A 16,102-nucleotide genomic window follows, 5' to 3' on the forward strand; every position below is an offset into this window, starting at 1 on the left:
ATGACCCGTACCCGCACCACCCGCGTACCACCGACCGACGCCGTGGTCCTGGACTGCGACGGCACCCTCGTGGACACCCAGGCGCACTGGGACCGGGCCTGCGCGGCCGTCTGCGCCCGGCACGGAGTGTCGCTGGGCGACGCGGACCGGCTCGCCCTGATCGGACTGCACCTCACGGAGCTGGGCCGGGCCCTGGGCCGACTGCTCGGCCGACCGGCCGCGCACGAAGCGCTCGCCGGACAGGTCCGCGAACTCGTCGCCGACAGCCTCGACGAAGGCGTCACGGCCATGCCCGGCGCGGCCGAGTTCGTCGCCCGGCTGTCCACGACCCGCCCCCTCGCGGTGGTCTCCAACTCACCGCGCCACGCGGTCGTCCGGCACCTCGAACACGTCGGCCTGGCCGACGCGTTCGCGCTGGTCCTCGGCAGCGACGACGTCGACCGCCCCAAACCGGCGCCCGACCTCTACCGCACCGCCTGCGAACGGCTGCGCGTCGCGCCCGCCGGGGCGGTGGCGGTGGAGGACTCGGCGATCGGCGTCCGCTCCGCCCGGGCGGCGGGCCTGTACGTGGTCGCCGTGCCCTCCTCGCCCGGCCCGGCCCTGAGCGGCGACGCGCTCTACACCACCCTGGCCGAGCCGGAACTGCTCCGCAGCCTGCTCCCGGTCAGTTGACCGCGGCCGCGAACATGCCGACCTCGTAGGACCCTCCCTTCTGGTGCACCGGCACGGCGAGCCGGTTGGCCGCGTTGATCAGGGCGACCAGCGAGACCAGTGCGGCGGTCTGGTCGTCGTCGTAGTGCTTGCGCACCTGCGCCCAGGTCTCGTCGGACACGCCCTGGTGCGCGTCGGCGAGCCGGGTGCTCTCCTCTGCGAAGGCCAGCGCGGCCCGCTCGGCCTCGGTGAACACGGTGGACTCGCGCCAGGCGGCGACCAGGTTGAGCCGTACCGCGCTCTCACCGGCCGCCGCGGCCTCCTTGGTGTGCAGGTCGATGCACCAGCCGCAGCCGTTGATCTGGCTGGCGCGCAGCGACACCAGCTCCTGCGTGGCCGCCGGCAGCGACGACTGGTGGACCACCAGGGAGGCGTTGGCGAACCGCTTGCCGAACTTGGAGCCGAGCTCGTTCTCGAACAGGTTGAACCGGGTGTTGGTGTCCATGACTTCGTCCTCACTCGTGGTGGTGCGTGAACGAACACCAGATGCCGGAGGCGCGCTCTTTGTGACGCGGGCGGTCGTGTGACGAGCACCACCGCTCAGGGATGTCACAAAACCCCGGGGTGCGGTGTCCTGTGCGCGTGGCAACGTCGAGGACGAACAGGCGGGAGCAGCTGGTGAAAACCGAGCATGTCGAGCGGACCGAGGACACGGCGCCGCTCGCCGACGGCGGGCACGCGGACGCCGCCACCGAGGCGTTCGTCGCCCATCGCAACCTGCTGTTCACCGTCGCCTACGAGATGCTCGGCTCGGCCGCCGACGCGGAGGACGTCCTCCAGGAAACCTGGCTGCGCTGGGCGGGCGTCGACCTCGCCGCCGTACGGGAACAGCGTGCCTATCTGGTCCGCATCACCACGCGCCAGGCGCTGATCCGGCTGCGGACGCTCGGCCGCCGCAAGGAGTCCTACGTCGGCACCTGGCTGCCCGAGCCGCTGCTCACCACGCCCGACGTGGCCGAGGACGTCGAACTGGCCGACAGCGTCTCGATGGCGATGATGCTGGTACTGGAGACGCTCACGCCGACCGAGCGGGCGGTGTTCGTGCTGCGCGAGGTGTTCGCCGTCGAGTACGACGAGATCGCCGAGGCCGTCGACAAGAGCCCGGCGGCGGTCCGCCAGATCGCCCACCGGGCACGCGCCCACGTCACGGCGCGCCGCCCGCGCGGCACCGTGACCCGCACCCAGACCCAGGACGCGCTCGACGCGTTCCAATGGGCGGCCGCGACGGGCGACATACAGGGCCTGCTCGACATTCTCGCGCCGGACGTCGTCTTCCTCGGCGACGGCGGCGGAGTCAAGCAGGCCGTCCTGCAACCCGTCACGGGGGCCGACAAGGTGGCTCGTCTGCTTGCCGTCGGGCTGGGCCGGATGAGCGCGTCGGCGCTGCGCCCGGCCCAGGTCAACGCCTACCCGGCGCTGGTCCTGCGGCTCGACGGCGAGGTCGACACCGTCGTGGCGGTGCGCATCGACGACGGCCTCATCACCGGCCTCTACGCGGTGCGCAACCCCGCGAAACTATGCACATGCAGCGGGAAACCACCCTGCGCCGATAAGCCGATTGCCGATAAAGGAGCGGCGCGAGTCACCCCCGTAAGCCACCTCGCACGTCACCTCGTAAGCCACCTCATACGAAGAGGAGTTGAGGCCTGTTCCCCCGCACCGGGCTTGGATAGCCTCGGATCATGGCGCCTCCGGCCCCCGTATTCGTCGATGTCCGTGACTTCAACGCCGTTCCCGGCCCCGCCGGCCGCTCGACGTGTTCGGACGCGTTCCAGAATGCGGTGGACGCGCTGGACGAGAACGCGGGCGGGGTCGTCTTCGTCCCCGCCGACCCCCAGCCCTATGAATTCCTGCGGTCCGTCCTCGTCGACCGCAACCGGGTCCGTATCGTCGGTGAAGGTGGACGGACGAGCGCACTCCGGGCCATCGGGGCCACGCCCCCGCTGACCTTCGGGCTGCGCCGGGTCACCCACGGCCAGCCGCTCAGCGACGGCCACTGGGCGGATCTGAGCGGCATGCTCGACGCCTCGGTCACCGACCGGCGGTGGGGCTGCCGCACCCGTGTCCCCTCACCGGTGGCCGGTGGGCCGACGAGCGAGGCCACGGTGACCCTGCCCTGCTCGCCCTTCCAGTTCGGGCCGACGGACGGCGACTACTGGTCGGACGTCCGTCAGCTGACCGTGGACTTCGTGGTCCGCAACGACGCCATGCCCTGGTCCGTACAGCCCCTGTTCGGCATGGTCGACGCGTTCCGCCGGCCGTCCCCGTTCTCCGCGTACGTCAACGCCAACGAGCACCCGCCCGCCGTCGTCTTCGCCTTCCGCACGAGCGACGGGCTGCACCGCGAGATCCGCATCCCCTTCGACCCGGCGCAGCCCGTGCTGCGCTGCTCCTTCCAACTCGACCTGGACGCCCGCACGGTGACCGCGTGGACCAACCGACGGCAGGCGGTACAGCGGGTGCAGGTCCAGCCGGACCTCTCGCTGATCAACGACGGGTGGACCCCGAAGGAGCCCGGCCGGGACCTGGCGTTCACCCCCAACTGGTACGCCCCGTTCCGGCTCGCCGCCATCGGGCCGAACTCGTCCGGCCGGGCCGGGATCCCCGGCAACGAGAACGATCCGGTCGACCTCACCTTCGGCGCGCTGCGGTTCTCCGACGTCCTGCGCTACCGGCCCCTGCCGGAGGGGCAGGAGCAGGAGGACGTCAACGGCAAGGTCGACGACCTGCGGTGCCTCACGGTCGAGAGCCATGTCTTCGGCGCCCTGACGATGAGGGAGCCGGTCCACAAGAACGCCGCGGGCGTGCCCGATCTGCAGCTGCTGTGGGAAGGGGACGCGGGGGTGTTCGGGCGCGGCTTCTTCGTCCCCAACGATCTGCGCGAATACGTCGAGGGCAACGGGTGCGAGAAGCTGAACGTCCGGGGCTTCTCGTTCGCGCCGAAAGCGATGCACTACGGGCAGGCCATCGGCCTCGGTCTCGTCTACAACTTCTCGATGGACGACGTGGTGGTGGAATTCGGTGCCCAGGGCCTGAGTTCGCACCACTTCGGGGTCAACTACCCGGTGTCGCTGCGGTCCTGCCACTTCGAGCACCAGAGCGACTGCGCCATCTACAGCTTCGGCCAGTACACCACCGCCACCGACCTGAAGCTCGCCTACTACGGGCGCTCCGCGTTCAAAGCCCTCCGGTCCCGCGTGGCCTACCGCGATGTTCCCTGCACCGACTCCGCGGTGTGCGAATCGGTGGTCACGCTGTTCCAGACGGAAGCCGTGCTCGACAACTGGATGATCGACTTCGAGGGCTTCCATGCGGACCTGCCGCGCGACAGCTACATCTGGGCGAGCCTCGCGGACGACATCGGAGGACCGACCCAGCTGGTGGTACGCGACTGCGTCGGAAGCGCCGGAGGCGAGCACACCGTCGCGATCCGGCTCGTCGGCAGCGAGCGCGGGGCGCTGCCGGACGTGCACAAGGGGGTCGGCTGGTGCAAGGTCGAGCGGTCGTTCAACCATCACGCGGATCCCCGGATGCCGGCCCTGATCGCGGTGGACGGCCCGCTGTGGCAGGGCCTCTACGAAGGCCTCCCGCCGACGGGCAAGGCCCTGGCCATCAACACGGCCACCCCCGGCGCCTCCGCCAGGATCGGTATCGGGGCGGTGCCGCCCCCGGTGTCTGCGCCGCCGCTCGCCTCCTCGCCGTACGACCCGCTGCCGAGCCTGCCCGGCCTGATCGGCTACTACCGCGCCGACGCCCTGCACGACAGTGACGGCAACCCACTGCGGGACGGCGCTTCCGTCGCCGAGCTCCAGGACCTGAGCCCGGCCCACAACCACGGTGCTCCCACGGGCAGTCCGGCCGTCTTCGAGACCGGTGCGGTGAACGGCCTGGCGGCACTGCGGTTCACCGGTGGCCAGTACTCCTTCCCCGCCATGCAGGGCACCAGCGGCGCCGCGACCTGGTTCTTCGTCGCGAAACGCCTGCCCACCTTCGACTCGGCACCCGGACGGCCCGGTGCGCTGCGCAGCAACGGGCAGGGCTGGCAGCTCGACTACCTGCTCATGTCCCGCACGGCCGAGTCGGACAACGACTGGGCGGTGTACGCCGTCCGCTGTACCGCGGGTGCGGCCCGCAGGCTCCAGACGTACACCAACGGGTACCCGTACGAGCTGCGCAGGGACGACCGCGTCCGTACCGTCGGCTGGTCCACACCCGTCCTCGGCTACCGCCCCGACCACGGTCAGGTGCTCCAGGGTCTGGTGGCCACCGTGGTCGTCTGCGACGCGGCACTGAGCGACCAGCAGGTGGCCGACACCTGCCGCTACCTGGTGCATCGCTACCAGATCCCGATGTAGCGGGGACGTGCGCGCCCGGCCGGTATTGGCGAGCGGCGGAACGCCGAAGATCGGTAATCTCCCCCCATGCCCACTACCCCGGTTCGTGTTCGCTTCGCTCCCTCCCCGACAGGAATGTTCCACGTCGGCGGGGCCCGGTCCGCTCTCTACAACTGGGCCGTCGCGCGACAGTCCGGCGGCACCTTCGTCCTCCGCATCGAAGACACCGACGCCGCGCGCAACAAGCCCGAGTGGACGGAGGGGATCATCGGCGCGCTCGCGTCGATCGGCATCTCCGAGACCGACCCCGCCTTCGAGGGACCGTACTTCCAGTCGCACAACGCCGACCGGCACCGCGAGGCCGCGCAACGGTTGTACGCGGACGGCCGCGCGTACTACTGCGACTGCACCCGCGAGCAGGTCCAGGAGCGGACCGGTTCGCAGCAACTCGGGTACGACGGGTTCTGCCGGGAGCGCGGTCTGGAGTACGCGGAGGGGCGGGCGCTGCGGTTCCGTACGCCCGACCAGGGCGCGACCGTCGTCGTGGACCTGGTCCGGGGCGAGCCGGCCTTCCCGAACTCCGCCATCGAGGACTTCGTCGTCGCCCGAGGCGACGGCTCGCCTGTCTTCTTGCTGGCGAACGTGGTGGACGACCTGGACGAGGGGATCACCCAGGTCATCCGGGGCGAGGAGCACCTGTCGAACACGCCGAAGCAGCAGTTGCTGTGGGAGGCGCTCGGGGCGACGCCGCCGGTGTGGGCGCATCTGCCGGTGATCGTGAACGAGAAGCGGCAGAAGCTCTCCAAGCGCCGCGACAAGGTCGCGCTGGAGGACTACCTCGCCGAGGGCTATCTGCCGAAGGCGATGGTCAACTATCTGATGCTGCTGGGCTGGGGTCCCGGCGGCGACATGGAGATCCGACCGCAGGAGGAGCTGGAGCGCCTGTTCCGGGTCAAGGACGTCAACGGCTCCTCGGCGTTCTTCGACGTGAAGAAGCTGTCCGCCTTCAACGGCGCGTACGTACGCGACCTGTCGCCCGAGGAGTTCGTCGAGGCGTGCGGTCCGTGGCTGACCGAGCCGTACGCGACCTGGGTGCCCGAGTCCTTCGACGCCGCCGCCTTCGCGACCCTGGCCCCGCTGGCCCAGACGCGCATCACCGTGCTCGGCGAGATCACCAAGTACGTCGACTGGCTGTTCCTCGCCGAGCCGGTGGACGACGAGGCGTCGTGGACGAAGGCGATGAAGCCGGGCGCCGACGCGATCGTCAAGGACACCCGGGAGCGTTACGCCTCGGCGCCGTGGGACGCCGAGTCCCTGAAGACGGCCCTGGAGGAGGTGGCCGCGGCGCACGACCTCAAACTGGGCAAGGCCCAGGCTCCCGTCCGCGTCGCGGTGACCGGCAGGACGGTGGGCCTGCCGCTCTTCGAGTCGCTGGAGGTCCTGGGGCGCGAGCGGACGCTGGCGCGGCTGGATGCCGCGCTGGCGAAGCTCGCCGGGTAGCCCGGTCAGGCCGCGTCATCGGTGTCCTCCCGCAGCCCCGCGCGGTCGTGGAGGCGGCGCAGCGGCCCCGGGGCCCACCAGTTGGCGCGGCCCGCCAGGCGCATGAAGGAGGGGACCAGGACCGCGCGGACGAGTGTCGCGTCCAGGATCACCGCCAGGGCCAGGCCGACGCCGAGCAGCTTCAGCAGCGTCACCCCGGAGACCGCGAAGACGAACAGGACCACGGCCACCAGGACCGCGGCGGCCGTGATGATGCGGCCGGTGTGCTGGAGGCCGAAGGCCACCGACTCCGTGTTGTCGCCGGTGAGCAGATAGCGCTCGCGGATACGGGACAGCAGGAACACCTCGTAGTCCATGGAGAGGCCGAAGGCCACGCAGAAGGTCAGGATCGGGATGGTGGCGTCCAGGGTGCCGGTGTGCAGCGGGCTGCCCACCAGGAACGACAGATGGCCCTCCTGGAAGACGAACACCATCGCCCCGAACGTGGCGCTGAGGCTGAGGGTGTTGAGCACCAGCGTCTTCAGCGGCATCAGGACGCTCCCGGTGAACAGGAACAGCAGCACCAGCGAGAAGCCCACCACGATGCCGATCGCCGCCGGGGTGGCCCGGGTGATGGCCGCGGTGCTGTCCTTCACCTCGGCGGCCCGCCCGCCCACCCACACCCCGTCGGTGCCGTCGGGCGGCTCCACGTTCCGTAGACGGCCTACGACCCGGGTCCCGGCGGAGGAGTCCTGCTCCACCGAGGAGACCACCGAGAGCAGCGCGGTGTCGCCGTCCACGAGGGCGGCGGAACCTGGACCGGGCTCCTGGACCCGGCGGCCATCCGCGTAGGAGCCGGTGGACGCGGATACCTGGCGGACGCCCTGCACCTGGGAGAGGGCGCCGGCGTAGGAGTCCAGGCCCGGCCCCGCACCCTTGACCACCACCGGGACCGTGCCCAGCACGCCCGCGTCGAAGCGGTCGCGCAGCAGTTGCGTGGCGCGGTGCACCTGGGAGTCGGCGGGCAGCGAACGGTCGTCGAAGAGGCCGGAGGTGACCCGGGTGAACGGGGAGGCGAGGACGAGCAGCAGCACGATCACGGCGCCGCCGTAGAGCGCCGGGCGGCGCATCACCGCCGTCGCGAACCGGTACCAGCGCCCGTTCTCGGGCGCGGTGGGTGGCGCGGCACCGCGCCACCGGGCGAAGACGTCGTAGCGGTTGACCCGGTGGCCCAGGACGGCCAGCAGCGCGGGCAGCACGAAGACCGCGCCCGCGGCGGCGGTGAGGACCACCGCGATCCCACCGTAGGCGAAGGACCGCAGGAAGAACTGCGGGAAGACCAGCAGGGCGACGAGGGACAGCGCCACGGTGAGCGCGGAGAACGCGACCGTCCGCCCGGCCCTGCGCACGGTCGGCACCAGCGCCTCCCGCACCGTGGCGCCGCCGCGCAGCTCCTCGCGGAAGCGGGCGAGGATGAACAGGCTGTAGTCGATGGCGAGTCCGAGGCCCAGCGCGGTGGTGGAGTTCATCGAGTACACCGAGATCGACACCGTGCCCGCCAGCGCGTTGAGCACGGCCCGGCTCACCAGGATCGACAGCAGCGCGATGACCAGCGGCAGGGCGGCGGCCACCGCACTGCCGAAGATCAGCAGGAGGAGGACCAGGGTGATCGGTGTGGCTATCGCCTCGGCGAGCAGCAGGTCGTGCGCGGTCTGCTTGCCTACCTCCGACTGCACCTGTGCGGACCCGGCCGCCATCACCGCCAGGCCGTCCGCGTGCCGCCGCACGTCCGGCACCAGCCGCTCGGCGGTCTTCGCCCGGTCGTCCTCGTCGCCGCGCAGGGAGAGGGTGACGAGCCCGATGGAGCCGTCCCGGGAGCGCAGCGAGGGCGCGCGCCCCGCTGTCCAGTACGAGGTGGCCGCCCGCACGCCGGGGGTCCGTTCCGCGCGCCGGGTCAGTTCCGAGCCGACGGAAGTCATCCGCGCCGAGTCGACCGGACCGGCGCCGCTCACCAGCAGTACCAGGTCGTCGTCGGCGCCCGGGAAGTGCTCGGCCACCAGGCGCTCGGCGCGCGAGGACTGCGCCCCGGGATCCGCGAAACCGCCGTGGACCAGCCGGTTCTCCACCCCCAGGCCGCCGATTCCCGCCAGTACGACGACCACCGCGCTCACCCACAGCGCGGCCGCGCGCCGCCGGTACAGCAACGCGCTGACGCGGTCGAACATGGGGGGTCCTCCGATCGTCGGGCGGGCGTTGCTCCGAGGTACCGCACGGACCGGTGTCCTGTCAGCGGCACAACTCGGCCACCTTTGCGGCCCGTTCGGTTGATGGGCCGGGCCGGGCTGGCGATACTGACTGGCGCACGGCGACGCCGAGGTGAGTGGGGCCCATGGATCAGGAACGCGCACTCCTCGACCTGCTCGGCCTGCTCGAACTGGAGCCCGTGCCCGACCGGGGCGAGGGCGAGCACTTCCTGGGGCCGGCGCCGCTGGAGCCCTCCTCGCCCGTGTACGGCGGACATGTCGCCGCCCAGGCGCTGGCCGCCGCCGGCCGTACGGTCTCCGCCGGGCTCGACGTGCACTCGGTGCACGCGTCCTTCACCCGGCCCGCCGTGCCGGACACGCCCTTCGAGCACCGGGTCGAACGGGTCAAGGACAGCACCTCCTTCGCCGCCCGACGGGTGTGTACCAGCCAGCGCGGCCGGGAGGTGTTCGCCCTGGCCGCCTCCTTCCACCGGCCCGAGCCGGGCCTCGCCCACCAGGACCCCATGCCCGATGTTCCGGCCCCGGAGGACCTGCCCACGTACGAGGAGCGGCTGACGAAGGCGTTCGGCGCTCAGGTGTCGCCCCTGGGCAAGCCGTACGACCAGCGGTTCGTGGGGCCGTTGAGCTTCGACGTGGAGAAGGACCCGTCGCTTGCGTCCGCCCGGACCCAGGTGTGGCTGCGCGTCAAGGGCGAACTGCCGGCCGGGGCGGGGGGCGAGCGCGCACGGCTGCTCCACGCCTGCCTCCTGGTCTACATCTGCGACGTCACCATGCTGGAGACCGTGCTGGTGCGGCACGGCGTCTCGTGGTTCCACGCCAACGGCCGCAGCATCGACTACACGGTGTGGATCCACCGGCCCTTCCGCGCGGACGACTGGCTGCTCTGCGCCCACGAGACGCCCGTGGCCGCCGGTGGGCGCGGCCTCGTCCTCGGCCGGGTCTTCACCCGTGACGGAACCCTGGCCGCCACCCTCGCCCAGGAGGGACTCCTGCGCGTGAGCGGCGGCCATGGGCAGACCGTTTGAGCCGTCTCCGTACCGGCATGTACGGTGCCTAGACGACCAGGCCGCCGGAGACCTCGATGGCCTGCCCGGTGATGTAGCGGGCCCGGTCGGAGGCGAGGAAGCACACCAGGTGCGCCACGTCCTGCGGGGTGCCGAAGGCGTGGCCGGGGATGAGGGATTTGAGGAACTCGGTCTTGTCCGGCGGTATCGCGGCCGTCATGTCGGTCTCGATGAGCCCCGGGGCGACCGCGTTGACGGTGACGCCCCGGGCGCCGATCTCCTTGGCCAGGGCCTTGGTGAAGCCGATCACCCCGGCCTTGGCGGCGGAGTAGGCCGTCTGGCTGGGGATGCCGTGCAGCCCGGAGGAGGAGGCGATGTTGATGATGGCGCCGCCGCGCTGCTTCACCAGCGGCATCAGCAGGGGTTTGGTGACGGTGTACATGCTGTCGAGGTTGGTGCCGATGACCTCGCGCCACTGCTGCGGGGTCATCCGGGCGAACAGGGTGTCCCGGGTGACGCCCGCGTTGTTGACGAGGACGTCGAACCGGTCGAGGTGGCCCAGCGCCGCGACGGCGAAGCGCTCGGCCTCGTCGGTGTCCGCGACATGGGCGTACAGCGGGACGCACCGCTGGTCGGGGTAGGCCGCGCCCAACTCGTCGGCGAGGGTGCGGGCGCGGTCCTTGTCGCTGTGGTAGCCGAAGACGACATCGGCGCCCTGCGCCAGTGCGAGGCGCACCACCGCGGCGCCGATGCCGCGCGACCCGCCGGTGACGACGCAGCCGCGCCCCGCCAGGGGCAGGTCGTCCGTCACTGTCCGCTCCGGGAGGCGGCCGCGGGCCGGACGGACTCCTTCTTGCGCCGCGCCGCCTCCTCGCGCAGCTCGCGGTAGCGGTCCTCGGCGATCAGGGCGGAGAACATCGGCGCGTAGAACGGGCCGTCGCCGGTCAGGGTGATCCGCTCCGGTGTGATCCGCGCGTAGCCGCGCTCGGCCAGGGCGTCCCACACGGTGGCGAACTTGTCGTAGATGTCGAGGCCGAAGGCGGCCGCGTACTGGGTGCGGTCGATCTCCGTGCTGATGAGGCTGCGGAAGAGCAGCATCATCAGCCAGTCCTCGGCGGTGTGCCGGTAGCCCCGCTCGACGGGGAACCGGCCGTTGTCGACGGCGGCCTTGTACTGGGCCAGGTTGCGCTGGTTGATGAACGACCAGGAGCGGCCCGAGTCGAGTGCGGGATTGCCGAAGAAGGTGATCGCCGCGTAGCCGAGTCCCAGGGTGTCCAGGTGGTCGAAGCGGGTGGTGTAGCCCTCGCGGAAGTCGTGGGCCGCGGGGTCGCCGGGGCGGCGGAAGTTGTACGTGGACAGCTGCTGGTAGCCCCGGTCGAGTAGGAAGTCGCGCCCCGCCCGGTACATCTCCAGGTTGGCCAGGGTGCTGGGCAGTTCGTGGAAGCGGTTGAGGGCGAAGTCGGTGGGACCGCCGACGTTCAGCTCGTAGTGGGTGATGTCGTAGACGTCCCACGACACCAGGGTCTCCAGGTCCTCCAGCATCGTGTCGACGGTCTGCTGCGGCCAGCCGAAGATCAGGTCGACGTTGGCGGAAAGACCGAGCTCACGGGCCCACTCCAGGCTCTGGATGACGTGCTTGGTGGTCTGTTTGCGGCCGCTGAAGCTGTTGAGGCGTTCGTTGACCTGCTGCACGCCCATGCTGATGCGGTTCATCCCGGAGTCGCTGATGGCCTGCATCTTCTCCCGGGAGAACAGCTGGGGGATGCCTTCCAGGGTGAGGTCCGCCTGCTCGGAGATCTCCGGGAAGAGGCGGCGCACCATGTCCATCAGGCGGTGGTAGACGGGTCCTTTGTAGAGGTTGGAGGTGCCCCCGCCGAAGTACGCTCCGGCGAGGACGGAGCCCCGCATCTGTTCCCGGTACATCTCCGCTTCCCGCTCCACGTATCCGTAGTAGGTCTCCAGGGCGGCGTTGCCCTGGAACTCCTCCACGGGGAACAGGCAGTACCCGCACTTTCCGGGGTCGGTCTGGATGCAGTACGGGACGCCGACGTACAGGAACACGGGTGAGGTGCCGTGCGCTTCGCGCAGGTGGATCCGGTCCTCGGCGATCTCGTCGAGGGGCACGGACGTCTCGTTCCAGAAGCGCGGCGACGGGAAGCCGTGCTGGATCTTGTTGACCTGGCGTTCACCGAGGTGGCTGTCGAGGTAGTTGTTGACGAAGTCGGGGCTCAACACGGTTGCTGGCACTTCCCCTCTGGTGGGATCTGCCGGATGTGGTCTGCCGGTGGCGGCGCGGGGCCGGGCTCAGGTGTGCGCCGGAGCGTCGGCACCGGCCGGATCCGCGAGGATCACCTGGTGGAGGAGGTACTCCGCCAGTTCGTCGATGCTCTGGTACTCCAGGGCTTCCATGGCCTTGAAACGGAAGTCGAGCTTCTCCTGGATGCGGCGCTGGAGTTCGGTGATGGTCAGCGAGTCGAGGCCGATCTCGAGGAGGGCCAGCGAGGGGTCGAGATCGCTCATGTCGATCTCCAGCTCCGTCGACATCCGGCCCAGGGTGTCGACGATCTCGACCATCAGCCAGTCGATGACCGCCTGTGTGCGCTCGCCTGCCGCGAGGGGCTCGACGTGGGCGCGCAGTTCGCGCCGCGACTCGCCGGTGTCGCGCGAGCGGCTGTCGGCGGGCCCGGCCGCGTCCGGGTCGGTCAGGGAGCCCACGCGCCGGAACTCGATGGCGTCGAGGTCGGCGAGGAGGCGCCCGGTGTCGTCCAGGACGCGCAGGCGCGCCGTGAACGCGGTGTCGGTGGCCTCGGCCAGCCGAACATGGCCCCAGATCTGGTCGGGCAGGGGCCCGTGCAGCACCATCCGGCCGATGCCCACCGGGAGGTAGGTGCCCTTGGGGGCGCCGTCGCGGGCCGCGGCCGCGGCCAGGTGCAGACAGCCGTCGAGCATGGTCGCGAAGCGGTGCGGATGCCCGGCCCGGCCCGCGCCGTCGGGAGCGGCGGTGATCCGGCCCAGCGCCTGGCCGCCCGCCTCGTCGGTCCACAGCTCGCGGACGGTGGAGAAGCTCGCGCCGTACTCCAGACCGTCCTCGCGCAGCAGTCCGTAGAGGCGCCCGGGCGCGAGCGAGGTGGACATCTGGGCGCGCAGGTCCTCAAGGCGCTCGGCGAAGCCGCCCGGTTCCTTCCCGGCGGGTCCGACCGTCCCGTGGCAGTACCGGGGCGCGTCGTCGCCGTCGCCCCCCGCCACGGTGAACCGGAAGCGGCCGTCGGCCGGGGCGCCCTCGCCCGCCAGGTCCACCCGTACGCTGCTGGGCCTGGCCGGGGCCAGGACGAGCGGCCGCACGAAGCTGACGCCGGTGAGCTCGACGGGTGTGGAGCCGTAGCCGTCGGCCGAGGCGCGGGCGTCGACGGCCAGCTCCAGATAGCCGGTGGCCGGGAAGACGGTGGCGCCGAGGATGCGGTGGTCCACCCAGGGTGTGCCGGGCTGGACGTCCTGCCGGTGGACGCTGTGCGCGGCCGGTAGCGGCTCGGGCGCCGCCTGCCGTGGTGGGGCCGCCGGTGCGGTCGCCGCGCGGCCGTTGTCCTCGGGTGTCACCCAGTAGCGGTCCCTGCGGAAGGGGTACTGCGGGGCGGACGAGGTACGGCGGTGGCGCGGGCCCCGGTAGAGCGCGGGCAGGTCGACGGCGGCGCCCGCCGTGAACAGGGCGCCCGCGGCGGCGAGGAGGTTGCGTACGTCCCGCCCGTCCTGCTGGAGCGTGGAGATCACGGTCACGTCGGTCTTCCCGAACGCCTCCGCCACGTACGTCCGCAGTGCGGGGTGGGGGCCGATCTCGACTACCGCGGTGCAGCCGCTGGCGGCCACCGCACGCAGGGCGTCGTGGAACCGGACCGGCCGACGGGCCTGCTGGCTCCAGTACTCGGGGCCCTCCTCACCGGTCAGTGCCTCGCCCGTGGCGCCGGAGAACACCGGCACGGCCGGGGCGACGGGACTGAGCGTGGCGGCCGCCTTGTCCAGCTCGGGCAGGACCGGGTCCATCAGCGGTGAGTGGAAAGCGTGGGAGGTGCGCAGCCGGGTGGTGCGCACGCCCTGTGCTCCGGCGAGGCGCGCGATGTCGTCCACGGCCTCGGCCCGGCCGGAGACGACCACGGCGCGCGGCCCGTTGACCCCGGCCAGGGAGACGTCGGCCTCCCGCCCGGACAGCCAGCCCTCGACGGTTCCGGGGTCGGCGGCGACGGCCAGCATCACGCCGTCGCGCGGCAGTTCGCCCATGAGGCGGCCGCGTACCGCGCTGAAGCGGGCGGCGTCCTCCAGGGTGAGCACGCCGGCGACGCACGCGGCGACGACTTCGCCGATGCTGTGCCCCACCACGGCGTCCGGCACCGCTCCCCAGGAGCGCAGCAGGGATGCGAGCGCGTACTCGACGGCGAACAGCGCCGGTTGCGCGAGGCGCGTGTCGTCGAGCGCCTGCGGTGACTGGTCGTCGAAGAGGAGCTGCCGCAGCGGTACGGGCAGTTCGCCGTCCAGCACCTCGGCGCATCGGTCGATCGCGGCGGCGAACTCCGGTTCGTGGTCGTACAGTTCGCGGGCCATGCCCGGGTACTGGACGCCCTGGCCGGTGAAGACGAAGGCCGTCCTGGCGGCCTTGACCGGGTGGCCGCCGGTGACCGACGGGGGTGTGCGCCGGGTCCGCCACAGCCGCAGGTCGTTGGCGATCTCGGTGCCGCCGCGTCCGGTCACCGCGAGGCGGTGGCGGTGCGCGGCCCGCCCGGCTGCGGCAGTGTAGACGGCGGCGGGCAGGCTGTCCCGGTCGGTGCGCGAGAGGTGCTGCGCCCAGCGGTCGGCCAGCGCGTCCAGGCTCGCGGACGACTTGGCGGACAGCACGAGCAGTTCGGCGGGGCGTCGGCGCACCGCATCGGTGTGCCGGCGCGGGGTCGGGGCTTCGCGCAGCAGCACATGGGCGTTGGTGCCGCTGTAGCCGAAGGAGTTGACGGCGGCCAGGCGCGGCGCGTCCCGCCGGGGCCAGGGCACCGGCTCGGTGGGGATCTCCACCGCGGCGCCCCTGAGGTCGATCTTGGGGTTCAGACGGTCGAGGTGGACGCTGGGGTAGATGGTCTCGCGGTGCAGGGAGAGGGCGGCCTTGAGGACGCCGAGGAGTCCCGCCGCCGCCTCGGTGTGTCCGAAGTTGCTCTTCGCCGAGCCGACGTACAGCGGCCGCCCGGCGGTGTGCGGCCGACCGTAGGCGTTGGCGATGGCGCTCATCTCGATGGGGTCGCCGACCGGGGTCCCGGTGCCGTGCGCCTCGACGTAGTCGACCTGGGCGGGGTCGATGCCGCTGCGGGTGAGGACGGCGCGCATCACCTCTTCCTGGGTCCGCCCGTTGGGGGCGGTCAGCGCCGGGGTGCGTCCGTCGTGGTTGATCGCGGTGCCGACGATGTGGGCGAGAACGGGATCGCCGCGCTCTTCGGCGAGCGACTGACGGCGCAGCAGCGCGGCCACACAGCCCTCGCTGCGGACGTACCCGTCGGCCTTCGCGTCGAACGACCGGCACTGCCCGCTGGGCGAGAACAGGCCGAGTTTGCAGAACGCGATGTGGACCTGCGGGTTGAGGATCAGATTCACCCCGGCCACGATGGCCGAATCGCACTCGCCGGTGAGGATGGACTGCCGGGCCAGGTGCATGGCGACCAGCGAACCCGAACAGGCGGTGTCCACCGTGAGACACGGGCCCTTCAGGTCCAGGAAGTGGGCGACGCGGCCGGCGCTGATGCTCATCGAGTCGCTCATCGAGTCGTACGCCGTGATGCCCTTCAGGCCCACGGCCTCGTGCTTGAGGATGAAGTAGCTGTTGCTGTTCATGAGGGCCAGGAAGACACCGGTGTTGCTGCCCCTGATCTCGTCGGCGTTCTGCCCGGCGTGCTCCAGGGCGTGCCACACGGTCTGCAGGAGCAGGCGCTGCTGCGGGTCCATGCGGGTCGCCTCGGCGTCCGAGATGCCGAAGAACGTCGCGTCGAAGAGGTCGACGTCGTCGACGAATCCGCCGTGCCGAGTATAGGTCTTGCCAAGGGCCAGGGGATCGGGATCGTAGAACTCCTCCACGTCCCAGCGGCTGGACGGTATTTCCTCGACGCAGTCCCGCCCTTCGGACAGGACGGTGTGCATATCGTCCAGCCCGTGGACCTTACCGGGCAGTGTGCATCCGATCCCTACTAGTGCCGTATCAGGCGACGTTTGCCCTGTCGACGACGGCGCGTAGGCGCCGGTCGTCGGCGTGACGGTTTCGCCAGATGATGTATCGGCGGATCATGCTGCC

Annotated in this window: 9 protein-coding genes and 2 pseudogenes; 5 read left to right on the top strand and 6 right to left on the bottom strand. The window is 71.3% G+C overall.

The annotated features are described in order from the left end of the window. On the top strand, window positions 1-672 hold the full coding sequence (locus IE252_RS36840) for an HAD family hydrolase (protein ID WP_190093838.1): 672 nt from the start codon (window positions 1-3) through the stop codon (window positions 670-672). On the opposite strand, the gene IE252_RS36845 is transcribed toward IE252_RS36840, so the two are convergent. Beyond that, entirely contained in the window at window positions 665-1,156 is a 492-nt protein-coding gene (locus IE252_RS36845; RefSeq protein ID WP_190093839.1) for a carboxymuconolactone decarboxylase family protein, read from the bottom strand. The genes IE252_RS36840 and IE252_RS36845 overlap by 8 nt on opposite strands. 173 nt (window positions 1,157-1,329) lie before the next feature. Here IE252_RS36845 and IE252_RS36850 point away from each other — a divergent pair. The 3 genes and pseudogenes from IE252_RS36850 (at window position 1,330) to gltX (ending at window position 6,545) form a co-directional block, all read left to right on the top strand. Next, window positions 1,330-2,264 (top strand): annotated as a pseudogene (locus IE252_RS36850) (RNA polymerase sigma-70 factor). 129 nt (window positions 2,265-2,393) lie between these two features. After that, on the top strand, window positions 2,394-5,066 hold the full coding sequence (locus IE252_RS43590) for a hypothetical protein (protein ID WP_229849034.1): 2,673 nt from the start codon (window positions 2,394-2,396) through the stop codon (window positions 5,064-5,066). A 114-nt stretch (window positions 5,067-5,180) separates the two neighbouring features. Further along, window positions 5,181-6,545 (top strand): glutamate--tRNA ligase, encoded by a 1,365-nt coding sequence (gltX, locus tag IE252_RS36855; RefSeq protein ID WP_229849036.1) that lies wholly within the window; start codon window positions 5,181-5,183, stop codon window positions 6,543-6,545. 5 nt (window positions 6,546-6,550) lie between these two features. Here gltX and IE252_RS36860 read toward each other — a convergent pair whose 3' ends face one another. Continuing rightward, entirely contained in the window at window positions 6,551-8,749 is a 2,199-nt protein-coding gene (locus IE252_RS36860; protein WP_190093842.1) for an MMPL family transporter, read from the bottom strand. A 164-nt stretch (window positions 8,750-8,913) separates the two neighbouring features. Between IE252_RS36860 and IE252_RS36865 the strand changes: the two genes are divergently transcribed. After that, window positions 8,914-9,813 carry an acyl-CoA thioesterase gene (locus IE252_RS36865; RefSeq protein WP_190093843.1) on the top strand — a complete coding sequence of 300 codons (900 nt, stop codon included), beginning with the start codon at window positions 8,914-8,916 and terminating at the stop codon, window positions 9,811-9,813. Window positions 9,814-9,841: 28 nt separating this feature from the next. Here IE252_RS36865 and fabG read toward each other — a convergent pair whose 3' ends face one another. The 4 genes and pseudogenes from fabG to IE252_RS44185 form a co-directional block, all read right to left on the bottom strand. Then, complete coding sequence (gene fabG, locus IE252_RS36870; protein ID WP_190093844.1) at window positions 9,842-10,603, bottom strand: 3-oxoacyl-ACP reductase FabG; 762 nt, start codon at window positions 10,601-10,603, stop codon at window positions 9,842-9,844. Then, entirely contained in the window at window positions 10,600-12,039 is a 1,440-nt protein-coding gene (locus IE252_RS36875; RefSeq protein WP_190093845.1) for a coproporphyrinogen-III oxidase family protein, read from the bottom strand. Before IE252_RS36875 ends, fabG begins: the two co-directional genes overlap by 4 nt. A 57-nt stretch (window positions 12,040-12,096) precedes the next feature. Further along, the gene (locus IE252_RS36880) at window positions 12,097-15,993 is read right to left on the bottom strand and encodes a type I polyketide synthase (protein ID WP_268248452.1); all 3,897 of its coding nucleotides are present in this window, start codon (window positions 15,991-15,993) and stop codon (window positions 12,097-12,099) included. Window positions 15,994-16,009: 16 nt separating this feature from the next. After that, window positions 16,010-16,102, bottom strand: a pseudogene (locus IE252_RS44185) (transposase); the annotation flags it as partial.

This window comes from Streptomyces melanogenes (assembly GCF_014649795.1).
In the GTDB taxonomy this organism is placed as follows: Bacteria; Actinomycetota; Actinomycetes; order Streptomycetales; family Streptomycetaceae; genus Streptomyces; species Streptomyces noboritoensis.